Source organism: Desulfatiferula olefinivorans (genome assembly GCF_054657895.1).
In genome coordinates, this window is sequence record NZ_BAAHXV010000043.1 from 1 (window position 1) to 21,749 (window position 21,749).

The 21,749-nt window shown below is 58.0% G+C and carries 17 protein-coding genes; 7 read left to right on the forward strand and 10 right to left on the reverse strand.

The window, feature by feature from the left end:
• Positions 1–196: 196 nt before the first annotated feature.
• The 5 genes from ACYQ11_RS19460 to ACYQ11_RS19480 all read right to left on the reverse strand — a co-directional run bounded on the left by ACYQ11_RS19460 (position 197) and on the right by ACYQ11_RS19480 (position 7,656).
• Positions 197–1,861, reverse strand: a complete 1,665-nt coding sequence (locus ACYQ11_RS19460) for a HEAT repeat domain-containing protein (protein ID WP_459925488.1) — start codon at positions 1,859–1,861, stop codon at positions 197–199.
• A 10-nt stretch (positions 1,862–1,871) separates the two neighbouring features.
• Positions 1,872–2,726 carry a CheR family methyltransferase gene (locus tag ACYQ11_RS19465; RefSeq protein ID WP_459925489.1) on the reverse strand — a complete coding sequence of 285 codons (855 nt, stop codon included), beginning with the start codon at positions 2,724–2,726 and terminating at the stop codon, positions 1,872–1,874.
• Positions 2,727–2,738: 12 nt separating this feature from the next.
• A complete protein-coding gene (locus tag ACYQ11_RS19470) occupies positions 2,739–3,866 on the reverse strand; it encodes a protein-glutamate methylesterase/protein-glutamine glutaminase (protein WP_459925490.1) in 1,128 nt (375 codons plus the stop codon).
• A gap of 84 nt (positions 3,867–3,950) precedes the next feature.
• On the reverse strand, positions 3,951–4,403 hold the full coding sequence (locus tag ACYQ11_RS19475; RefSeq protein WP_459925491.1) for a chemotaxis protein CheW: 453 nt from the start codon (positions 4,401–4,403) through the stop codon (positions 3,951–3,953).
• A 34-nt stretch (positions 4,404–4,437) separates the two neighbouring features.
• Positions 4,438–7,656, reverse strand: coding sequence for a chemotaxis protein CheW (locus ACYQ11_RS19480; RefSeq protein WP_459925492.1), 3,219 nt, complete (start codon positions 7,654–7,656; stop codon positions 4,438–4,440).
• A 428-nt stretch (positions 7,657–8,084) separates the two neighbouring features.
• Here ACYQ11_RS19480 and ACYQ11_RS19485 point away from each other — a divergent pair, with 428 nt between their 5' ends.
• The 3 genes from ACYQ11_RS19485 to ACYQ11_RS19495 are packed head-to-tail and all read left to right on the forward strand — an operon-like array spanning position 8,085 to position 9,815.
• Positions 8,085–8,786, forward strand: a complete 702-nt coding sequence (locus tag ACYQ11_RS19485) for a cytochrome c biogenesis CcdA family protein (RefSeq protein WP_459925493.1) — start codon at positions 8,085–8,087, stop codon at positions 8,784–8,786.
• A gap of 17 nt (positions 8,787–8,803) precedes the next feature.
• Positions 8,804–9,244, forward strand: a complete 441-nt coding sequence (locus ACYQ11_RS19490; RefSeq protein WP_459925494.1) for a thioredoxin family protein — start codon at positions 8,804–8,806, stop codon at positions 9,242–9,244.
• Positions 9,207–9,815, forward strand: a complete 609-nt coding sequence (locus ACYQ11_RS19495) for an NUDIX hydrolase (RefSeq protein WP_459925495.1) — start codon at positions 9,207–9,209, stop codon at positions 9,813–9,815. The genes ACYQ11_RS19490 and ACYQ11_RS19495 overlap by 38 nt, the downstream gene beginning before the upstream one ends.
• Positions 9,816–9,839: 24 nt before the next feature.
• Here ACYQ11_RS19495 and ACYQ11_RS19500 read toward each other — a convergent pair whose 3' ends face one another.
• On the reverse strand, positions 9,840–12,542 hold the full coding sequence (locus ACYQ11_RS19500) for a PAS domain S-box protein (RefSeq protein WP_459925496.1): 2,703 nt from the start codon (positions 12,540–12,542) through the stop codon (positions 9,840–9,842).
• A 622-nt stretch (positions 12,543–13,164) separates the two neighbouring features.
• Here ACYQ11_RS19500 and ACYQ11_RS19505 point away from each other — a divergent pair.
• A complete protein-coding gene (locus tag ACYQ11_RS19505) occupies positions 13,165–13,983 on the forward strand; it encodes a cytidylate kinase-like family protein (protein WP_459925497.1) in 819 nt (272 codons plus the stop codon).
• Positions 13,984–14,002: 19 nt separating this feature from the next.
• On the opposite strand, the gene ACYQ11_RS19510 is transcribed toward ACYQ11_RS19505, so the two are convergent.
• Genes ACYQ11_RS19510 through speD form a run of 4 tightly spaced genes read right to left on the reverse strand, consistent with a single transcriptional unit; the run spans position 14,003 to position 17,897 of the window.
• A complete protein-coding gene (locus ACYQ11_RS19510; protein WP_459925498.1) occupies positions 14,003–15,313 on the reverse strand; it encodes a diaminopimelate decarboxylase family protein in 1,311 nt (436 codons plus the stop codon).
• The gene (locus tag ACYQ11_RS19515) at positions 15,231–16,532 is read right to left on the reverse strand and encodes an ATP-grasp domain-containing protein (protein WP_459925499.1); all 1,302 of its coding nucleotides are present in this window, start codon (positions 16,530–16,532) and stop codon (positions 15,231–15,233) included. The genes ACYQ11_RS19510 and ACYQ11_RS19515 overlap by 83 nt, the downstream gene beginning before the upstream one ends.
• The gene (locus ACYQ11_RS19520) at positions 16,522–17,505 is read right to left on the reverse strand and encodes a GNAT family N-acetyltransferase (RefSeq protein WP_459925500.1); all 984 of its coding nucleotides are present in this window, start codon (positions 17,503–17,505) and stop codon (positions 16,522–16,524) included. Before ACYQ11_RS19520 ends, ACYQ11_RS19515 begins: the two co-directional genes overlap by 11 nt.
• 2 nt (positions 17,506–17,507) lie before the next feature.
• Positions 17,508–17,897, reverse strand: coding sequence for an S-adenosylmethionine decarboxylase (gene speD, locus ACYQ11_RS19525; RefSeq protein ID WP_459925501.1), 390 nt, complete (start codon positions 17,895–17,897; stop codon positions 17,508–17,510).
• 688 nt (positions 17,898–18,585) lie between these two features.
• On the opposite strand from speD, the gene ACYQ11_RS19530 reads away from it, so the two are divergent.
• The 3 genes from ACYQ11_RS19530 to ACYQ11_RS19540 all read left to right on the forward strand — a co-directional run bounded on the left by ACYQ11_RS19530 (position 18,586) and on the right by ACYQ11_RS19540 (position 21,744).
• Entirely contained in the window at positions 18,586–20,016 is a 1,431-nt protein-coding gene (locus ACYQ11_RS19530; RefSeq protein ID WP_459925502.1) for a sigma-54 interaction domain-containing protein, read from the forward strand.
• A gap of 59 nt (positions 20,017–20,075) precedes the next feature.
• Positions 20,076–20,744, forward strand: a complete 669-nt coding sequence (locus ACYQ11_RS19535) for a hypothetical protein (RefSeq protein ID WP_459925503.1) — start codon at positions 20,076–20,078, stop codon at positions 20,742–20,744.
• Between the two features lie 160 nt (positions 20,745–20,904).
• On the forward strand, positions 20,905–21,744 hold the full coding sequence (locus ACYQ11_RS19540; protein WP_459925504.1) for a phosphate ABC transporter substrate-binding protein: 840 nt from the start codon (positions 20,905–20,907) through the stop codon (positions 21,742–21,744).
• Positions 21,745–21,749 lie beyond the last annotated feature (5 nt).

Below are 21,749 nucleotides of genomic sequence, written 5' to 3' on the forward strand. Positions count from 1 at the left end.
GAAGAACACGAAGGATCACGAAGAAAAGCCCACTATTTACGTACTTCTTCGTGCTCTTCGTGCCTTTCAGTGAGCAACGCGAACGGGTGGTTTAACAATTGAAGAATCACCTCCAACTTGAGGGAAGTGCATAACCAGAAAATCAAATTTTTTGGGCGGTTTCGTAAAACGTTCGAGATCAAGGTTTACGAAGCAGTCAGGCCCTGATGTTCAGAAGCTGGTGGATGCCGTCTTTGAGATCCTTGTCTTCGAAGGGTTTGTTTAGGACCAGGTCGATGCCGGCGTTTTTGATGACGTTGTCGCCTTTGCCCTTGTCCCCGGCCACGCTCTGGCCGGCCATGTCGCTCTGTGTGGTGATCATGATGATGGGCAGCTCTTTGGCGCTGTAGAGTTTGCGGACCTCGGCGCTCAGCTGCAGGCCGTTGATCTCCGGCATGTTCAGATCGGTGATCAGAAGATCGGGCTTGGCGGTTTTCAAGGATTCCAGGGCCTGGGCCGGAAATTCGTGGGTTTCGGATTCAAAGCCCAGGTCGTGGAGTTTGCGCATGTAGATTTTCAGCATCATTTTTGAATCGTCCACCGCCATGATTTTGATCGCTCCGGCCTCTTCGGCCTTGAGGGCGGCCTTGATCCGTTTGGTCAGGGCCTTGTCCCCCTTCTTCCGGAGAAGGTCGAGAAAGTGGGCGACCGTATCCGGATGGGCCTTCTCGGTCAGATGGCGAAAGGCATAGTCCTGAAAGGTCTGCGAATCCAGAAGAAAATTGAAGGCGTTGTCCGCCCCCGAATCGATCAGGGTGGCCACCACGGCTTCGGACTGATCGTCGGCGGCTTCGATCATGTTTTTCATGCCGGCCACCAGCACCGTGGACAGGTTCTTGTCGATGGCCTTGGCCGCCGCCATGGCCACATGGCCCACCGGATCGGTGAGCCCCTGGGCCAGACTGATGGCCGACTTGGACGACGGCAGACGCTCCATGGCCTCGTAAACGGCAAACCGTACGTTGGGATTGGACGGCTGGTTGTAGATGATCTTCAAAATAGCGGGCAGGGCCGTGATGTCGCCGATATTGCCCAACACGTTCAGACTGTGGATCAGGGTGTCGTCATCGTCGCTTTTCAGATTGTCGATGACAAAGGGAATGGCTTTGGGCCCGATGGCGATCAGACTGTCGATGGCGGCGTTCCTCAGGTCGACGAACTGCGAGCTCAACAGTTCGGTGAGTTTTTCAAGGGCCGGGTGATCCTGAATCTGGGCCAGCACTTCGATGATGACCGTCCCGATACGGGCATCTGCCGTCAGGGCTTCGCAGAGTTTCTGGATGGCCGATGCGCCGCCCATGTCGGCCAGCGCGTAGACGGCGGCCAATTGAAGGCGGACGCTGCCTCCGTGAAGAAAGGACGCCACATGGGTGGACGCCGAGGGATCACCGATTTTACCCAGGGCACGGATGGTTTCTTCGAGAAGATCCTCGCCGTGGTCCTGAAACAAAAGGGCCTGAAGGGCGCTCACGGCTTCCGTGAGTTTCAGTGCCCCGGCGACCTTGATATACAGATCCTTGTTTTTCTGGCGGGGGTCCTCGATGTAGGAGACGATCAGGGCCGCATTGTTGTAGGACTTTTCATAAACAAGCTCGATGATTTTTTCCCTGACCGAAGGATCGTCAACCTCGCTGTGGGCCAGACGTTCGAGCATGGGGTAGGCCACCGTGTCCGGGGCCTTGAGGACTTCAAACAGAACCTTGCTTTGTCCCTTGACCGACAGTTCGGGAAAAAACTGCAACAGGGCCGCCGCCTTGACAATGTCCCGTCGACCGACGCAGTATTTGAGTTCGTCAAGGAAATCTTTTTCGTTCTCTTTCATGGTAAGCCTTTCAATTGCCTTGCCGGAGCATGTAAAAGGTCGAATTCAGATACCGCTGGGGCTGAAAAAACGTGATTTCGTTGGTCAATGATTCGGTGGAACCGATGATCAGCACCCCGTCCGGCGCAAGGACGCCGGCCATGCGTTCAAACAGCTGACGCCGGTCATGGGCCGTGAAATAGATCGCCACGTTCCGGCAGAGGATCATGTCGAATTTCCCCATGCCTGTGAACGGTTTCATCAGGTTCATTTTCCGGAAGGTGACCATGGCCCGGATTTCATCCTTGATCCGGTAGGCATCCCCGTCGGGATTGAAAAATCGGGTCAGCCGCTGCTGGGACAGCCCCCGGGTCACCTCGAAGCGATTGTACCTTCCGTAACTGGCCTGGGCGATGGCGGCATCGGAGATGTCCGTGGCCAGCAGCTTGATGTTGTACCGCGGGTTGTCAAGGCCCAGATCCTTGAGGATCATGGCGATGCTGTAAATTTCCTGGCCGGTGGAACTGGCGCTGCTCCAGATTTTCAGCCCTGTTTTCTGAAGCCCGCCGCCGTTTTTGGTTCGACGGTCGATCAGGTCGGGAATCAGCTTGTGCTGAATCAGTTCGAAGGGTGCATTGTCACGAAAAAAATAGGTTTCATTGGTGGAAACGGCATCGATGATTCTCTTTTCAAGAAGGCCTGCGGCATCACGCCTGGCACGGGCATGGAGATCCGTGTATGACGGGCATTTCAATTCCTCCATCAGCTGGGCAAGGCGGGTCTCGATAAGGTATTCCTTGCCTGCGGCCAGGGCAATCCCCGACACCTCCAAAATGTATTTGGACATGATCAGGAATTCGGACGGGGTGATCTTGATTTTACTCATCGACGCATTCCATTAACCTTTGAAAAAACGACCCCTGACGGTTTTGACGATTTCTTCGGCGATCCGGTCCAGATGGACCACGCTGGTTGCGATGCCCGATTCAATGGGCTCCTTGGGCATGCCGAAGACCGTGCAGCTTTCCTCGTTCTGGGCGATAATGCCCGCTCCGTTTTCGTACATGCGCATGAGACCCTTGGTGCCGTCCGAGCCCATGCCGGTCATGATCACACCGGTGGCCCGGCCCACGTAGTGGGAGGCCACGGACAAAAACAGATAGTCTGCCGACGGCTTGCAGCTGTTCATTGGCGGGTCGTCGGTGATCTGGATCATCCGGCGGCGTCCGTCGGCGTGGGCCGCGATGCGCATCTGTTTTCCCCCGGGGGCGATCAGGGCCACATTGGGTTCGAGGATGTCACCATGCCGGGCCTCGCGGACGGTCAGGCTGCATTTGGCGTCCAGGCTCCGGGCCAGCGATTGGGTGAACAGGGGCGGCATGTGCTGGACAATCACGATGGGAACCCCGAGATCCGGGGGCAGCATGGGCATCATGCGGGCCAGGGCGTTGGGGCCCCCGGTGGAAATTCCAATGGCCACGATTTCGGCATTCTGGCGAACCGGCGGCCGTGACACCGGCCGGGGTGCCGGAGGAGATGCCTCCGGGGGCTTGGGGCGAAGGGCCGTCAGATCCGGCCGCGCCGCCGCACCGCTGAGCCGTTCGCGGATGCGTTTCTGGGTTTCCTTTTTCCGCAACAGGGTCCGGATGATGGGGGCAAGGGCCTGCCGCACACCGGCAAGGTTGTCCGCCATGGTCCCGCTCTGGGGCTTGGGAATGAAATCAAAAGCCCCCAGTTCCAGGGCCTGGATGGTCATGGCCCCGCCTTCCACGGTCAGGGTCGACAGCATGACGACATCGGTGGCAAGGGATTCCCGGCGGAGTTCCTCAAGAACCTGAAGCCCGTTCATCTCGGGCATTTCAATGTCCAGGGTGATCAGATCCGGCTTGAGGCTTCTGATCCTGGACAGGGCGATTTTTCCGTTGTTGGCCGTGCCGACGACCTGAACACCGGGAATTTCCTGGAGAACATCGCTGACGATTTTCCGATAGACAATGGTGTCGTCAACGACAAGAACGCGAAGCATGTCCAATGCGTTACCTCTGAAATATAACGGATGTTTTCATTTTTTTCGGTATCGGGAAAGGATGGCGGGGCCGATACGGCCGCCCTACTCCTTGAGGACCTCTTCAATGTCCAGAATGCCGATCAGGCTTTTGTCCGTTTTGAACACGCCTTCGAAGAAGCGGCCCTGAATCCCGCCGATGTTGGCGGGGGCGTGCTCGATGCGATTGGGGTCCGCCACCATGACGTCGCTGATCCGGTCGACCAGAAGACCGATGTGTTCGTCATGGGAATTGACAATGATATTACGGTTGTCCTTGTGGGGGGTAATCGGTGACAGACCGATCTTTTCTCCCAGGTCGATGACCGACACAATCTTTCCCCGAAGGTTCAGCACCCCTTTGACATAGTCGGCGGACTGGGGCACCACGGTCACCTCGGTCTGTTTGTTGATTTCCTGAATATTGAGAATATCGATGCCGCAGAGAGCTTCTCCCACATAAAATGTCGCCAGTTCCAGGGTGTCTGTGGCGGTCTGTTTGGATTTGGCCTGACTCATCGCATGGCTCCTTGTCTGTGTGTCGCTTCCGCTGTTATTTGAGGACGTAATGTTTGACCACGTTGACCAGCTGCTCACGGTCCAGCTTGATTTCATAGCTGTCGATGCCCACATCCCGCCCTTTTTTCATATCGGCTTCGCTGGCCAACGACGTCAGGGCGATGACCGGCAGGCGGCCGTAGGTTTCGCTGTTTTTGATCCGTTTGGTCAGTTCGAATCCGTCCATGACCGGCATTTCCAGATCCGTGACCACCCCGCTGATCTCATCGGCGTACTCCTCCAGCAGGTCCCAGGCCTTGGCGCCGTCTTCGGCGGCCAGGACCTTGAAGCCTTCCTCCTCCAAGAATCCCTTGACCTGGTTTCGGAAAAAGGCCGAATCCTCGGCAAAAAGCAGGGTCACGTTTTCCGGACTTTTCCGGTTTTTTGCGGTCACCGAGGCCTTTTCAATGAACCAGTCCGGGTTCAGGGTCTTGACGATGTCGAACATGTCGACCATCAGGGTGGTAAAATCCCCGACGATGATGGACCCCATGATGCCGGGCTGCTTGAGAGTGGTGGCGTCGATGTTCAGGTCCACCTCCACCGCGTCCACCGGCGGGGACACCAGAAGGCCCACTTCCTTGCCGGAAATCTTGAACACGATGACCTCGTGCTGGTCATTTTCGGGCAGGGGTTTGACCTTGGCCACCTCGGACAGCTCGTGAAGGGGCAGGGTGCCGCCGCGGTACTGAATCACCCGCTTGCCGCCCACGGTTTCGATGTCCTCGGTTTTGATCCGCTCGATGCGTTCCACCAGATTCAGGGGTGCGGCGAACTGCTCAGTTTCGGCATTCCGGAACAGCAGCAGGGCGCTGCGGTCCGTTCCGGCCTTGGCCGCTTTCATGGCGTCGGTTTCCATGGCCTTGCTCGAAACGGTCATCAGGTTGCCCATGCGGGCCAGACTGGCCACATCAAGAATCAGGGCCACCTTGCCGTCACCCATGATGGTGGCTCCGGCATAGCCCTCGCACTGGCTCAGGTGGCGTCCGAGCGGCTTGACGACAATTTCTTCCGAATCCCAGAGTTTGTCGACCACCAGGCCGTATTTGAAGTTTCCGGCCGACACCACCGCGATATTGATGGCGCTGGCCGAGCGATAGCGGCGGTCCGGCGAGGTTCGTTTATCACGGAATTGGGCGTCGCCCGCTTCCCGGTCCTCTGCGCTCTGGTCAAGCCTTCGGGACCGCCGGTCTGAGATGCTTTTCCGCTTGTCGGGATAGGTTCGCCCGTCTTCGGGGTTCACATAGGTCCGCTCGATGTCCAGCAGTTCGGCCAGATTGAGCAGGGGCAGAAGGTTTCCCCGGAGCCGGACCACGTCGGCATTGCCCACCTTCTCGATACGCTCCTTGACCTGGGCGGCTGGAATGCGCAGCAGTTCGTCCAGGTTGACCTGGGGAATGGCGTACCTTTCACTGCCGATGGACACGATCTGACTGGGAATGATGGCCAGGGTCAGGGGCAGTTTGATGCGGAAGGTGGTGCCCACCCCCACGGTGGAATCGATGTCGATGATCCCCCCCAGCTTGTCCAGGTTGGTTTTGACCACGTCCATACCCACGCCCCGGCCGGACACGTCGGTAATCTGCTGGGCCGTTGAAAAACCTGGAAGAAAAATCAGGTTGACCTTGTCCTTTTCGGACATCACGCTTTTTTCCTGTTCGGTGATCAGCCCCTTGCGCACCGAGGCCGCAGCGAGTTTCTCGCCGTCAAGACCGTTGCCGTCGTCGGTGATCTCAATGTTCACCTGACCGGCCTCATGGAAGGCCTTGAGCACAATTTTTCCGGCGGCGGTCTTGTTTCGGCCAAGCCGGACCTCCGGGGTTTCGATCCCGTGGTCCACCGAATTTCGCACCAGATGGGTCAACGGATCATTGATGGCCTCAATGATGGTCTTGTCAAGCTCGACATCCTTGCCTTCGATGAACAGGTCGATCTGCTTGCCCAGATCCTTGGACAGATCCCGGACCACACGGGTAAACTTATTGAAAATATTCGAAATGGGCTGCATGCGGGTCCGCATGATCGCTTCCTGGAGTTCGGAAGTGATCATGTCGATGCGCTGGCTGGACAGCTCGGTTGCCCGGGTGTTGTTGGCCGAGACCCCCTGCATCAGCTGGTTGCGGCTGAGCACCAGCTCGCCGGCCAGGGTCATCAGGGTATCCAGCAGGTTGATGTTGACGCGAAGCGACGAATGGGCGCCCTTCGCGCTGTCTGAGCCCCGCATGTCTTCCCGGGCATCCTGGGCCTCCATGGGGGCGGCCTCTTCGATGACCCTGGGTTTCACCTTTTTTTCCGCGACGGCGGCCGGTTTCTCGGACACCCGCTGAACGGGTTTGACCGGAGCCGCCGCGACCGGTTCGGGGACCGCCGGGGCCTGGGGTTCGGTCGCCGGGACAGGGACCGCCTCGACAACGGGCAGGTCTTCCGGTTCGGCCGCGCCGTCTGCGATCATGCCCTCGTCGACCAGGTACACGTATTCGGCAGGCGCGTCAACCAGCGTCGGGGCCATATCCGGTTCGATGATCGAGGCGAACAGAACCCGGAAGGGGATCCGGGGCGGCAGGTCGTCGTCCAGGGTGCCCACCGACTGGATGTCGACGCGCGAGTCGATGATTGTGCCGCTGTTCAAAAGCGAGGCGATGACGTCCAGCGGGGTTTTGCCCTTGGCCTGGATGTCGCGGATCATGTCGTATTCCACGATATAGATAAATTTGCCCTGCTTTCGGGCCTGGGCGATATCGAACTCGGGCACGAGAAAGATCGACTGTGACGGCGCGTGATGGATTTCGACGATACTGGAGACGGTCTCTTTTTCCGCCTCGGGCAGAGAGCCCGTGGTAACGGTCATCAGCCGCTCGATGTGCTCGGACACGTCCTCGTCGTTGCTGCCGTGGATGTTCTCGATCAGATCGTGCAGCCGGTCGAAGGCCTTGAGCAGGATGCTGATGATTTCCGGCGTGGGGATCATGTCCCGGGTCCGTATCATGCCCAGGACATTCTCGAGATTGTGAGCCAGTTCCTTGACCACGGTCAGCCCCATGAACCCGGCCCCGCCCTTGATGGAATGGGCGGCCCTGAACACGTTGTTCACGAGATCTTCGTCAATGTCCGCCCCTCCCTCTTCGATGGAAAGCAGGTCGTTTTCGATATCCGACAAGTGCTCCAGCGATTCGTCCACATACATGCGTAGGGTTTCATCATCTTCAAAGACCATGGCGCCTCCTGATTAAGCATTTGAGAAAAAGCAAGACAACGGGACAAGGAAAAGGCTGCGTCGGGCCGTCTGCCTGTCGTTGTAAAAAAAGAGTTGGCGAAAATGAAAACTCATCCGACACTGGGCCGTTATCAAAAAAGCCTCAACAATCCATCTGGATGACGGTAATGAACGATTGGAAAGAATGCCCCTCTGGATCAGCGGTAATGGGCCTGCCTCAAAGAACCAGTGACCTGAATTATATATCAGCGCACCGGTTTTTGGCAAGCAAAAGAATGGAACGGCGTTTTTTTGCCGGGCAATCGCTCTTTTTTTCCAAGGAATCGAAATTCATGGTTGTTTTTCGTCGGGAAATGACGATATTACTTGTAACATTCTTTCGACAGCCCCGGCTGCCGACGTCATTCACATGTTATCAAGGATCGTGCATGCTGACACAAACCGTTACATACCCGGCGGCACTTCTGGCGGGACTTCTGTCCTTTCTCTCGCCCTGTATCCTGCCGCTCATCCCGGCGTATTTCACCTTCATCACGGGCATGTCCGTCGACGAGATGACCCGGGACGACGACCGCGCCGTCCGAATCAAGGTCATTTTGTCCACCCTGGCCTATGTGCTCGGTTTCTCGCTGGTCTTCATCCTCATGGGCGCCGCCGTGTCCGTTCTGGGACACCAGCTCGGAGAATACCGGGATCTGATCCGGACCATCGGCGGCTTTGTCGTCGTGGTGTTCGGGGTCCATCTGGCCGGGATCGTCCGGATTCCGGGCCTTGATTTTGAAAAACGGCTCCATGTGAGCAAAAAGCCCCTGCATGTGTTCGGGACCTTTCTGGTGGGCATGGCCTTCGGCGCAGGCTGGAGCCCCTGCATCGGCCCCATGCTCGGGACGATTCTGGCCATCGCGGCCCAGGAAGGCTCGGTATCCAACGGCATGGCCCTGCTGGCCGTCTATTCCCTGGGCCTGGCCCTGCCGTTTATGCTGCTGAGCGTCTTTATCACCTACATGCTGCGCGTCATCCGCAAGGCCGGCCAGGCGATCCGTTACGTGACCGTTACCTCGGGCGTGTTCCTGATCGTGATCGGCCTGGCCCTTCTTTTCGACAAAATGAACGTTTTCACCGGTTTTTGACCGGAAGGACCACCGCCATGAAACACGTCATGATTGCGTTGTTTTTCGTATTCTCGGCCCTGCTCGTTCCGGGTCATGTCCATGAAGCCCTGTCTGCCGAAACGATTTCCTGGCACTCCTACGACGACGGCATGGCCCGGGCCAAAGCGGAACAGAAAAAGGTATACATCAACTTTCACGCGGACTGGTGCGGCTACTGCCACAAGATGGAGCGTGAAACCTTCAAGGACGGCCAGGTGATCGCCTACCTGAACAAAAACTACATTCCCGTCCGTATCGATTCGGACAAACAAAAAGACCTGGCCCGAAAGTACCGGGTTCGCGGCCTGCCCGACCATGTGTTCGTGGCCGAGACCGGCGAAACCATCGGCAACCAGCCCGGATACCTGGGCCCCAGAGATTTCATGAAGGTCATCACCTTTGTCTACGAGGAACAATACAAAACCGGCGCGAAATGAGACGGACGTCTTTTCCCGGCTCAGGCGGCGCATCGAGACCGGCGGCCATCCGGCCGGCCTGGGCCGGATGACGCCCGCCTGCGTGTTTTTGCTTCTCTATGAGTCCGACGGGCGGCACTACATTCCCGCCATTCTCAAGGCGGACAATCCGGGCTATGCCTGGGCCAATCAGGTGGCCCTGCCCGGCGGTCTGATCGACGGCACCGATGCCGACCCCCTCCACACGGCGTTTCGCGAGCTGGAGGAGGAGCTGGGCATCCGGCCGTCCCATGTGGAGCCCCTGGGGTCCATCGGCCATTTCCAAACCTTGAAAAACACTGAGATCCAGGTCTTCACCGGGATCTGGGACCAATCCGAGCCCATCCGCCACGACCCCTCCGAAATCGCCCGGGTGCTTTTTATCCCCCTGGCCCATCTGATGGAGACCCACCTGAGCCGAAACCTCGCCGGGCGTGACCCCGGCTGGGACGAACTGCTTTACCCCGTGGAGGATTTGGTCATCTGGGGCGTCACCGCCAAAATTCTTCATTATTTCATGGAACTGATCCTGAGCGACAACGACGGGATGTGACCCTTCCCGGCGGAAGGGCGTTTGTCAGGGTTCTGTATCGGCCGCGTCCGTCGCGTTGCATCCGGAAAGCACCCGGCAGACCGCCCAGGCCAGATCTCTGGCCGTGACGGGTTTCATGATCAGGGTCCGGATGCCCTGATCGGCCATGGTCTCCTCGGTGATGCTGTCGCTGTATCCGGTGCAGAGAATCACCGGAAGCGTCCGGTCGATCCGCAGCACCTCCCCGGCCAGCTGAACGCCCGTCATGCCCGGCATGGTCTGATCGGTAATCAGCAGATCAAACTCTCCGGGACGTCTTTGGATCATATCCCGGGCCGTAAGGCCGTCTTTGCAGGCCGTAATCCGATACCCCAGCCGGTTCAGATGCTCCCCGAGCACGTCCAGACAGAACGCTTCGTCGTCCACGACCAGGATGTGCTCACCCTTGCCCCGGGGGATATCCCGGATCTGCGGCGTGCGCTCGACCATGGTTTTCCGGCTGACGGGAAAATAGAGATCGAACCGCGTCCCCCGTCCGGGCGTACTCTCCACCTCGATAAGCCCCTGGTAGTTTCGGACGATCCCCAGGGTGACCGACAGACCCAGCCCGGTGCCCTCGTTGACGGCCTTGGTGGTGAAATAGGGATCGAAGATCCGCTCGACGAGGGCGGGCGCCATGCCCGTGCCCGTATCGCCGATGCTCAGCTTCAGGTAGCGCCCCGGCGGAATCCGGAGGGTCATGAATTCCCTGGGAGCCGACAGGGTCACGTTGTCCAGAACAAGGGACAGTTCGCCGCCGGTCAGCCGCATGGCATGGTAGGCGTTGGTGCAGATATTCATGATCACCTGATGGATCTGGGTGGGATCGGCGGTGACGGTATCGTTTTTCACGCGGATGTCCCGGCGGACGGTGATGGTCGAAGGCAGGGTCGAGCTTAAAAGCTTGACGCATTCGGTAATGAGCGGCGTCATGGCAATGGGGCCCAGGTCCCCGTCTTCCCTCCGGCTGAAGGTCAGAATCTGCCTCACCAGTTCCTTGGCCCGGTTGGCCGCTTCGAGAACCCGGTTCAGGTAGGCGTTGCGGGTGCTGTTTGAGCCCGATGCCTCCCCGCCGATCAGGGCCAGTTCGGTGAAGCCCATGATGCCGCTGAGAATATTGTTGAAATCGTGGGCGATGCCGCCGGCCAGGGTGCCGATGGCCTCCATGCGCTGGGTCTGGATCAGTTGTCGCTGGAGCAGGGCCTTTTCTTCGGCCAGGTGTTTTTCCCGGGTGGTGTCCCGGATGAACACCCCCAGCATGCCCGTTTCGCTTTCCTCGCCGGTGATGCGCCAGCCTGTCATGGCCGTGGGCAGCACATCGCCGCCCTTGCGGGCAAACCCCATTTCCGCCGAAGGATTCTGCCCCTCTCCCCGCATCATCGCCCGGATGGCCTGGTCGACGGCACTCCGGTCCGGCTCCGGAATGAAGTCCGTCACCTTGCGGGCGACCATATCCGACGCCGACCAGCCGGTCATGTCCAGCAGCGCCCGGTTGACGTCCCGAATGGTTCCGGCCGTATCCAACAGGAGCACCCCCTGGGGGTTGGAATTGAAGAACGTCCGGAATCGGAACTCGTTTTCCCGGATCACTTTCTCGGCCTTTTTCCGCTCACTGATATCGCGAATGATGGCCAGCTGAAGGCCTTCGCTGGAATCCGCCAGGAGGGTCATGGTGGATTCGACGGGAAATTCGCCGCCGTCGATCCGCCGGTGCATCCATTCGAATTTGACCAGGCCCTCGTTGAGGACCCGCCTAAGCATGTCGTGCCCCAGGCTCCGGCTGTTCACGCCCTCCGCCTGGTTCTCCGGACTGAGGTCAAAGATGTCCCGCCCGATCAACTCATCCCTGGTCCCGGCCCCGAACATGGAAACAGCGGCCGAATTCCCGTCCATCACGCTAAGATCCCGTGACAGAAGAAGCAGGGCGTCCCCCGATGATTCGAACAGGGTCCGGTAATATTCCTTCTGCTCGGCCAGGGCGCGCTGGGTCAGCCGGATGATGCGATCATCGGTCCGCCACAGATGGATCATGTAGGCCATGACCAGGCAGAGAACGATAAAGATGCCGAATGACAAAAAGATGATGCGTTTGCGTTCATGGGCCATGTCCCGCTCGATATCGTCCACATAGACCCCGGTGCCCACGACCCAGCCCCAGGGTTCGAACAGCCGGACGAAAGAGATTTTCTTTTCGACCCGGCCTGGATCGTCTTTCCACTGCCAGTGGTAGGTCAAAAAACCCTGGCCTTGGGTTTTGGCGATCCGGACCATGTCAGGCACCGCGTAATGCCCCTTGACATAACTCATGGTGGCCAGATTCCGCCCGATGTTCTCGGTCTGGTAGGGGTGCATGATCACATCGGAGTTGAAATTGATGATCCAGAAATAATCCTTGCCGTCGGTTCCGTAGCGGATGTTCCGATAATAAGTGAAGGCCTTGGCCTGGGCCTGTTCGAGGGTCAGCTCCCCGGCCTTGCGCCTTTCCTCCAGCCCCGTGAGGTGGGGCCAGGTGCTTTCCATCATGTCCCGGATCAGCGCCTTGCGGCTTTCGACGAACTGGTGGTTGATCCGGGGCAGCATGATGCCGAAAATGGTGATCAGAAAAAGGCCCATGACCAGAAGGGGCGCAAGGGTATGCCCCAGCAGGGTGAACCGGGGGCGGGCACCGCTGGTGACGGCCCTGTGGCGGTTTCTGAAAAAAACAACCATGACGATTCCTTCCGGTCAGCCGCACTCAGGCGTATGGGGTTCGTGTCCGGGCTCTGAAAAAGACGAATGTCATTTTTTCATGGATGTCAATACAATGCAATACAAAAGACCGGAACGATCGGGCAACTGCATGTCGCATTCGTTCACGTGCATGTTCACGTTCACGAGCACGTGCACGGTAGGCCGAGACCTGTTCGACCGCCATCGTGAACGTAAGCGTGAACGGCATGAATCCCTCACGCAGGAGAGGCCCATGCATTTTATAAACCCTTCATGCGATTGGATAGGTATGGGCCGTCTTTGAAAAAACTTAGACGATTTTTTACGCCCCAAGGGGCGGGGTATCATACCCGAAGTTTCGCAATAATTATATTTTAAATTCAGTATGATAATTTGTGTTTTGCCCTGACGTTTCCTTAGAAGTCAATGTTTGGACGGCTTTATAAAATGTTCGACATCAAGGCTTGCGAAGCCGTAAGGAATGAGGCGTACTTAGGGTACGCCGCAGTGACGAGGGATGACGCGTAACGAAGATATCGGACGTTTTAAGAAGCCGTTTTTTTTATTTGAGAAAACCCGCTCAAAGGAGTACATCTAAGAAAACTACAACCATGGAGGTATTATGCCCATTATCACAATTTCAAGGGCGTTCTGCAGCAAGGGGGCCTACCTTGCCGAACGCATCGCCCAGCGTCTCGACTGCACCTGTGTGTCCCGGGAAATCCTTCTGGAAGCGTCGGACCGCTTCAACGTGCCGGAGATCATCCTGAACAAAGCCATCCACGACGGTCCCACCATTTTCGACACGTTCACCCACGGCAAGCAGAAATACATTGCCTTTATCCGATCCGCCCTGCTCGACCGCCTCTGCCGGGGCAACGTGGTCTACCACGGCCTGGCCGGCCATTTCTTTCTCCAGGGCGTGCCCCACGTTCTCAAGGTGCGGATGATCGCCGACATGGATCTTCGCATCAAAGAAGAAATGGAAAAGGAGAATCTCACCGAGGTCATGGCCAGGAAGCGCCTGATGAACGATGACAGGGACCGTCACAACTGGGGCAAGGTTCTGTACGGCGTCGACACCTATGACCCGGACCTGTACGATCTGATGATCAACCTGAGGGACCTGAGCCTTGACGACGCAGTGGACATGGTCTGCCGTGCGGCATCCCTGCCCTCGTTCCAGACCACGGCGGAATCATTGGAGCGTCTGGCCGACATGGCCCTGGCGGCCCGGGTTTACGCCCGGATCATCGACCGCTTCTTCAACACCACGGTCTATGCCCACGAGGGCAACGTGTCCATTCAGGTCAACGATCAGGTCGTTCATCCGGACAAGATCAAAAAAGAGATCGAGGCGATGGTAAGCGATGTCGAAGGTGTCCGGAACCTGTCCTTCACCTTCAAGACGGCAACCCTCCGCACCGCCATGCACAAGTAAACGACCGGCAGGGGTTGTGTCAGGGGTAGATGATCACCCGGGGGACCGGCTTGATGAAATGCTGCCGCAGGCTGAAGGTGTAGGCACCCTGGGTGGGAATCATCAGGATGTCCCCCTCCCGGATATCCTCGCCCCAGTAACTGTAACCCCAGACGTCGTGGGGGGTGCACAAGGATCCCAGAATCATGCAGGGCCTCTCCGTCAGGGCGGGACGCGTCAGGTTGAGCACGGGGAAATAATCCGCCTCGAACCGTTCCCAGCCCACCATGTTGGTCCCGGCGTCGGTGATGACCAGATCATCGTACTTTCTGTCCATGACGGTCAGAAACAGATGCATGGCGTCATGGCAGATGAAGCGGCCCGGTTCGAAACAGATCCGACAGGCCGTGCGGGACAAAAGGTGTTCCCTGACGGCCTCGCAGAGGGTGTCCGCAAAGCGGTCGATGGGGGTGGACGGATTCAAAAAGGGCCCCCGGTCGGCCTCGGGCAGGCCCAGGGCCTTTCGGACCTGACCGCCGGCGGTGGCCGCCGGCAGCATCCACTCCCCGTCTTCGGGCCAGTAGCCGCCCCCGATATCGATAAATCGTATTCTTCGCCGTTTGTCGTCGGAGAGGGTGTCGATCAGGCCCCCCAATTGACGAATGAAGTCGATCTGCCGCTCCGGCCCCATGTTCCAGCTGGAATGAAACTGAAGCCCCTGAAAATCGATGAAGGGCAGGGACAGACACCGGCTGATGAAGGCGTCCAGCTGATCGCAGGGAATGCCGAATTTCCGCCACAGGCCCCGGGGGTCATTGGTCAGCCGGACGCCGATGGACACGGTGCGCGCCCACCGTTCGGCCAGACGGGAGAGACGGTTCAGCTCCGTAAAACTGTCGGCCAGCACCACCACCCGATCGCTGTGGGCGACGGCCTGGGACAGTTCGGCCTCGGTTTTGCCCGGCCCGCTGAACACGATGTCTTCCGCCCCCAGATCCAGGGCCAGTTTCAGTTCGACCCCGCTCGATACATCGAGGCCGAATCCCGCCTCGAGAACGGCCCGGCAAACATCGGGGCAGTTGTTGCTCTTCATGGCGAAATAAAACCCGGTAAGCGGAAGCCGGGACTCGAAGGCCTGTTGAAACGCCCGGGTCCGCCGGGCGATCATGTCCTTTTCGAACAGGTAACAGGGAAGCACGGACGGGGTGATCGTGTCCAGAAATCGTCGGCCCTTGGCGATATGTTTCTCGACAAAGGCCCGAAGGACGTTATCCGGCAGCCTGGAAGGCGTCGTCGACAGGGCGGTTCGGATGTGATCCGCAAGCGTTGGGTCCGGAACAGGGTGTGTCATGATCGATCTCGATGGTCAGCAGTGATAAAAGATCCCGGCATTGCCGGGCAGGCTCGTCCGGCCCCCGGGGGGTGAAAACGATGTGCCCCAGGTTCCACGAATCATAGTCATCCGGGGGCAGCACAATGGTGTGCCCCGCCGGGTGTTTGAAAAAAACGTCGATGACCCGGGGATCTTCCCTCAGACGCCGCGGGTCGATTCCTTTAAGGACGCCCGACCGATGCGCATGGATCCTCAGACCCACGTGGGCGGAACACGGCGGGGGAGAAACAAAGGCGCTTATCCCCTGCTCGGCGACGTCTACGGCAAGGGTCAGCATATCCAGGCCCAGGGCGCGCCGGATCAGCCAGGGCAGGCAGTCCCCGCCGGGCCTCGGCGCCAGTTCCAGAAAGACCGGCGCTCCGTCCCGGATGATAAAATCCACCATGCAGATCGCCCGGGTGATACCCAGAGACCGGGCCGCCCGGCCCAAAAGGGCCGTGAACTCATTCCGGTCGATGGGTGCGGGCAGCCACTCGATCAGCTCGTAGGCCATGATCGTCCCGAAAGGGGCGTCCGGTTCATGGATCTTCCGGGCCACGCGGACCACCGCCGTTTTCTCGCCGTCGACGATGAAATCACAGCTGTACTCGACGCCGTCCACACACTCCTGCATCAGCACCCCGTGGGAACGGGGCGATGCGGCGATCAGGTCCAGAGCGCGCCTGCCTTCGGCCTCGTCGGCGCAGCGGAAGACATGCTCACTGCCGCTGCCGTCCACAGGCTTGAGCACACAGGGCCCCCGGACCGTCTCGAAGAAGTTCCGGACCTGTCTGGGCGAGCAGACCGTTTCCGACCGGGGGCAGGGCACCTTGTGGGCCTGCCACAGGGCCGCCGTGCGTGATTTGTCGCGGCAGGCCCGGATGCTTTCGGGCGACGGGTACGAAAGCCCCATCACCTGCGCGATCCGGGCCGCCAGATCCATGGATTCGCAATCATAGCAGACCAGGCCCGACAAGGCCAGGCCGTGTGCCCCAAGGTGCTGCTTGAGACGAATGACGGCGGTTTCCGGACACCCGGGGTCGACAAGAACCTCATCTTCAGGCGAGGGAGCGGGCTCCAGGGCGTCCCGCCGGACGGCATGGAAGGTCATGAACAAAAGACGACCCGGCGCCGCCCTGTCCAGAAGATCGATGTAATCCGAGGTGGTCAGAACCACCAGCACACGGTCACGACGCATAAACAGGCAGCCTTTCCGTCTGGAAATCGAAAGCCTGGTATCCGGGCTGCTTGACGTTGACCTGATACAGGGGCCGGGGGCTGAGCCTGAACCGCTCCTTCCACCCGAAATCCCCGCAGAGGAAATCCAGGGACGTCATTTTTTCCGTGCAGGCCCATTCCATATGATGCAGGTTGATCAGTTTGGCCACACCGGGAAAATCCCGGTGGGTGCCGCCGGCCAAAAGGGTGCAGGTTCCATTGTACACGGCGCCGATGTCCACCGCCGCCACCCGGCCTTCGATCATCACCGTCACCACGCGCAGCATCGACTGCTCGTCCAGAAAATTCACCAGATTGTCGAAGGCCCCCATAAAACGGGGGTCGTGGAAGTACGAACACTCTCCAAAATTGTCCAGGTTGAGCCGGAACACCCAGTCGATGTCGGACAGATCATTGTGACGGATCGTAACCCCCCGGGCCTTCAGAGTCTCGACCTCGGCCAGGATTTTCTTTCGGGATTTCCCCGGAAAGGCGGCCAGATAATTGGCGTAGAGATAATCATGGACCGCCGGAAAAAACAGGTAGCCGACTTCATCGGGAACCAGCCGGGGCTTCATGATCCGTTCCACGTCCAGCGCCTCCGACTCCGCGCACAGGTACCGGACGTTGGCCCGGCCGGGAACCGCATCGAACAGACGTTTCAGGCAGGCCTCGTCCCGGGCGATGATTTTGTTCTGCTCCATCCAGGTTTTCCCCTGCCAGGTTTCGCCGGGGAAAAAGGCGTAACTGCCGTTTTCATCGATCCGGCTCAGGGGCAGAAAACCGGCAAGCTCGCCCTTTTCCTCGAGCACGATAAAAAACGGATCGCGGCCGTAGGCCCGGGCGAAACACTGCCTGACATCCCACAGGTCAAAGACGCATTCCTGCGGGTAGTGAACCTTCCACAGGCGCTCACAGGCGTCAAGGTCACGGACGATTCGTACCTCTTCCATCATTATCTCCTGTAGGTCACATGCAGTGAACTGGTTTCTCCCCCGAAGGCTTTCCGGGCGAAGTCCCTGACCACGTCGGGGTCGTAGACCTTGCAACTGAACACATCCAGATACGTGGTGTTGGTCAGGTTGGCGAAATGGGCCGAGATCAGAGAGGTCTCGATCAACTGGACCATGGAGAAGCCCGCCACTTTTTCGTCCTCTCCGAAATGAACCACCTGGGTTTCCCCGAAACGTTTCATCTCGATCAGATCACAGAGTTCCACGACAAATTGTTTGATGAATTCCGCATCCCGGATTTTTGCCGGATCGCAGTTGTAAATATCGATGGCCGAGGCGATGCCCCATACGTCTTCCACGGTGTCCGGTCTGCTTGCTGCGGCGAATCCCATGATGGCTTGTCCTTTGATTGTTAGTGTTAATGATTGATTGCCGGTCATTTCCGGCAATCGTTTAGCAACATGAATGCCACAGCAAGAAAAAAAAAGACGGTGCCCGTATCCGCCCGATTATCGGCAGGATGGACACATCGGGGGCCGGACCGGGCCGCGTATGCTTCGGCAATTTTTTACCGATATACCGGTTTGCGGTATTTTTGTGCCATATGCATAATATCTATTCGAATTTAAATGATATTTAAAATTTATCATCCGTCAAACCATCACTTTCAAGCAAAATAATACTGTTTTTTTTCACGTTCACGGTCGTTTCCCTTGGAGAAACACGGAGTACAGATCAAAATAAATTCCATAAAATCAATATTTTATTCTATTAAATCCCGCAAATGACGAGTTTTCGGCATTTCATTTCTCAAATTCGGCTTTTACCGTTGAAACCACAGGGCCTGTCGCAGACCCAAAGGCCTGACATTCACCTGCCGGCAAGCATTCAGACGATGTCATGCACATCAGGAGCCCATCGGGTCCCTTACCGTAAACTGGAAGAATCAAAATACCGATTTTTGACCGTCTCCCCCATTATTCAGTTGATATAACCTGATATTTTAAGTATTTTGAACGTACAAACCGTCTATACGAACGATAAAACGGTATAATTTTACCTTTTTCAAGGAGCCCCCTCATGCTGATTCGACTGGTGCTGGCCATCAAACACAAGGAACTGCTCGATGAAGTGACACGGTATTTCAAAGACGTGTCCGATGTTCAGATCAAGGATCTGAGCCGGAGCAAACGGGTCTGGCAAAGTCTGGTGCGGAGTTGCGGGGACATTTTCATTTTCAGCGACGCCACCATCCCCCGACCGGTGGAGTCCAATATTGCCATGCTCAACACCCTTCCGGAAAAACCCACCACCATCGTGCTGCATTCCAACGATTCGGCCGAGGATCACGCCCAGCTTCTGGCGGCGGGGGCCGATGCGGTGCTGTATTCGGGCATCTCCACCACCAGCCTGGTGGAAGCCGTGGACACCATTCTCGAATCCAGGCGCCAGTTCAGCCTGATGGACCGCTACGACCGGAAAGGACGGCTGAAACCCAAGATCGGTGACTTCGTGTCCAACAGCGAAACCATGCAGATTTTCATGGAAGAGGTCCATCAGGTGGTGACCAGCGATTCCACCCTTTTGATCCTCGGTGAAACGGGGGTGGGCAAGGAGCATCTGGCCCGGGCCATTCACGCGGACAGTCCGCGCTCCAACGGGCCCTTCGTCACTGTGAACACGGCGGCCCTGCCCGAGCAGCTTCTGGAAAGCGAGTTGTTCGGGCACGAGCAGGGAGCCTTCACCGGCGCCATACGGGCCCGGCGCGGGGCCTTCGAACTGGCCCACGGCGGAACGATATTTCTCGATGAAATCGGGGACATGCCCCTGCATCTCCAGACCAAACTGCTTCGGGTGCTCCAGGATTACGAAATCGTCCCCATCGGCGGCGAGGAACCCATCTGGGTGGATGTGCGCATCATCGCCGCCACCAACAAGGACCTGGAACTGGAAATCGAAAAGGGTACCTTCCGCCGGGATCTGTTCTACCGGCTCAGCGTGGTGACCTTAACCATCCCCCCCTTGAGCCGGCGCAAAGAGGACATCCCGGCCATGACCCGCAACTTCATCACCCTGTTCCGAAACAAGATCGGCCGGGAAGTGACAGGCATCTCCGATGACGCGGTCCAGGTGATGTGCCGCTATGACTGGCCCGGCAACGTCCGCGAGCTGATGAACGTGATCGAGCGGGCCATGCTGCTGTGCGCCACGGACACCATCACGGTCAAGAACCTGCCCTCGAGCATTTTCAAAACCGGCATGCAGGACGCCAATTCCCCCCTGAAAAATTTTTTCGACACGGGATCCTGGGAAACCATGACCCTGCCCGAGGTGCTCAAAGAGGTGCAGAAACATGTGGAACAGATGTATCTGGAGATGATTCTCAAAAAGACCGGCGGCCGGGTGGGCGAAGCGGCCCGGCTGGCCGGCATCCATCCCCGGGGGCTTTACAACAAAATGAAGGAACTGGGGATCAAGAAAGAGCTGTTCAAAGCCGATAGGAAGGAATAACACGATCCGGTATGCCCTTGGCCCCAGGGGCTTAATCAATGTCTACCAAAGGAGGAAGCATGAAAAAATTCTGGCCTGCTGTTTTTTGTTCCGTGATCCTGGCGTCCTGCGTCAGTCTTTTTCCCAAGGTCGAAACGGCCGCGGGCCCCGGCGCCTCGCTGATCGTTCTCGAGCTCGAACCCCTGGAAACGGTGACCACCGAGCGCGGCACCCACACAAACCGGTTTCGGGTCAACACCGTCAACAGCGGATTCTATCCGGTTGTTCTGGATCCAAAGGGACGGGAAGTGACCTTCCGCCTGTTCGAGGGCAGCGGCCGGGGCGGCACGTATTACTATAAGGAAAACGTTGGAGAAGGGACCTACACGTTCACCGGCATCCGCTACCTTTACATGACCCACCATGATTTCATCACCACCCCGATCAAGGACCTGACCTTCGACGGCCAAAGAACCGACGGCTGGGCGAAAACCGAATTCTACCCCCTGCCCAAGCCTGTTACCCTTACCGTGCGGCCTTCGAAAATGGAATCGTTGGGACGCTATCACTTCACCTTCCAGACCGTGGGCGACACAAAGCCCCTGGATGAGCTGCGATGGAAGCTCAGCCGCTTCGATTACGGCACGCTGGAACCCGACAACAAAAATTCCCTTCAGGACATCAAAAACTGGCGCGCCGGCGAATGGGTTTCCTGGAACCTGATGAACGACGAGACGGCCAAGCCCTGATGATCCGACTCCGGAGTGATCGCATGATAGAATATGTCAATGACGGCTGCTCCGGAATATCGGGATAAACGATTGGCATTTGGCGGGAGCCCTGTGATAACCATCCTGAATTCATCATCATTGGTATGATATTGACCCCAAACAAGGAGATGTTTAGAGGATGGAAAAGACTCGCGTCAAACGAATGATCGCGGCCCTTGCCGTGATGGGCTTCCTGGCCATGCCGGCCGGCGTGTTCGCCGGGGCCCTGGATATGTTTTCCGGTGAAACGGGTGTGATCCGTGTGTCCGGCGGAACGGCCCACATCCCCGTGATGAAGGAGGCGGCAAAGCGCATCATGGAAAAAAATCCGACTATCAGGATCACCATCGCGGGGGGCGGTTCCGGCGTCGGTATCAGCCAGGTGGGGGAAGGTCTGGTCGACATCGGGAATTCGGGACGCAAGCCCAAGGACAGTGAAATTGAGGCCCATGGCCTGGTCATGTTCAAATGGGCCATGGACGGCGTGGCGGTGGTGATCCATCCGGACAACCCGGTGACGGCGCTGACCAAAACCCAGCTTAAAGACGTTTTTTCAGGAACGATACGGTCCTGGAGCGAACTGGGAGGGCCGGACAAGCCCATCAACGTGTTCACCCGGGATGAGGCCAGCGGGACCCGCGAGGTGTTCTGGGGCAAAGCCCTCGACAAGGGGACGATCACACCGTCCGCCTCGTTTGTGGTGTCCAACGGGGCCATGAAATCCGCCGTGGCCTCCAACCCCTACGCCATCGGGTATGTGTCGGTGGGCCATATCGATGATTCGGTCAAGGCCCTGGTTCTGGACGGGGTGACGCCCAGCAATGCGACGGTGAAATCCGGTGACTATACCGTGGCCCGGGGGCTTTACAGCAATACCAAGGGTCAGCCCGGCGGCCTTTCGAAAAAATTCATCGATTACCTGTTCAGCGATGAGGGTCAGGCCATCGTGGCGGAAAACGGATTCATTCCGGTCCGGTAAGGCGC

What these genes read in the sequence shown, in the direction of transcription:
- ACYQ11_RS19460 (WP_459925488.1), bottom strand. Translation starts at nt 1,861, where the DNA reads ATGAAAGAGAACGAAAAAGATTTCCTTGACGAACTCAAATACTGCGTC.
- ACYQ11_RS19465 (WP_459925489.1), bottom strand. Translation starts at nt 2,726, where the DNA reads ATGAGTAAAATCAAGATCACCCCGTCCGAATTCCTGATCATGTCCAAA.
- ACYQ11_RS19470 (WP_459925490.1), bottom strand. Translation starts at nt 3,866, where the DNA reads ATGCTTCGCGTTCTTGTCGTTGACGACACCATTGTCTATCGGAAAATC.
- ACYQ11_RS19475 (WP_459925491.1), bottom strand. Translation starts at nt 4,403, where the DNA reads ATGAGTCAGGCCAAATCCAAACAGACCGCCACAGACACCCTGGAACTG.
- ACYQ11_RS19480 (WP_459925492.1), bottom strand. Translation starts at nt 7,656, where the DNA reads ATGGTCTTTGAAGATGATGAAACCCTACGCATGTATGTGGACGAATCG.
- ACYQ11_RS19485 (WP_459925493.1), top strand. Translation starts at nt 8,085, where the DNA reads ATGCTGACACAAACCGTTACATACCCGGCGGCACTTCTGGCGGGACTT.
- ACYQ11_RS19490 (WP_459925494.1), top strand. Translation starts at nt 8,804, where the DNA reads ATGAAACACGTCATGATTGCGTTGTTTTTCGTATTCTCGGCCCTGCTC.
- ACYQ11_RS19500 (WP_459925496.1), bottom strand. Translation starts at nt 12,542, where the DNA reads ATGGTTGTTTTTTTCAGAAACCGCCACAGGGCCGTCACCAGCGGTGCC.
- ACYQ11_RS19505 (WP_459925497.1), top strand. Translation starts at nt 13,165, where the DNA reads ATGCCCATTATCACAATTTCAAGGGCGTTCTGCAGCAAGGGGGCCTAC.
- ACYQ11_RS19510 (WP_459925498.1), bottom strand. Translation starts at nt 15,313, where the DNA reads ATGACACACCCTGTTCCGGACCCAACGCTTGCGGATCACATCCGAACC.
- ACYQ11_RS19515 (WP_459925499.1), bottom strand. Translation starts at nt 16,532, where the DNA reads ATGCGTCGTGACCGTGTGCTGGTGGTTCTGACCACCTCGGATTACATC.
- ACYQ11_RS19520 (WP_459925500.1), bottom strand. Translation starts at nt 17,505, where the DNA reads ATGGAAGAGGTACGAATCGTCCGTGACCTTGACGCCTGTGAGCGCCTG.
- speD (WP_459925501.1), bottom strand. Translation starts at nt 17,897, where the DNA reads ATGGGATTCGCCGCAGCAAGCAGACCGGACACCGTGGAAGACGTATGG.
- ACYQ11_RS19530 (WP_459925502.1), top strand. Translation starts at nt 18,586, where the DNA reads ATGCTGATTCGACTGGTGCTGGCCATCAAACACAAGGAACTGCTCGAT.
- ACYQ11_RS19535 (WP_459925503.1), top strand. Translation starts at nt 20,076, where the DNA reads ATGAAAAAATTCTGGCCTGCTGTTTTTTGTTCCGTGATCCTGGCGTCC.
- ACYQ11_RS19540 (WP_459925504.1), top strand. Translation starts at nt 20,905, where the DNA reads ATGGAAAAGACTCGCGTCAAACGAATGATCGCGGCCCTTGCCGTGATG.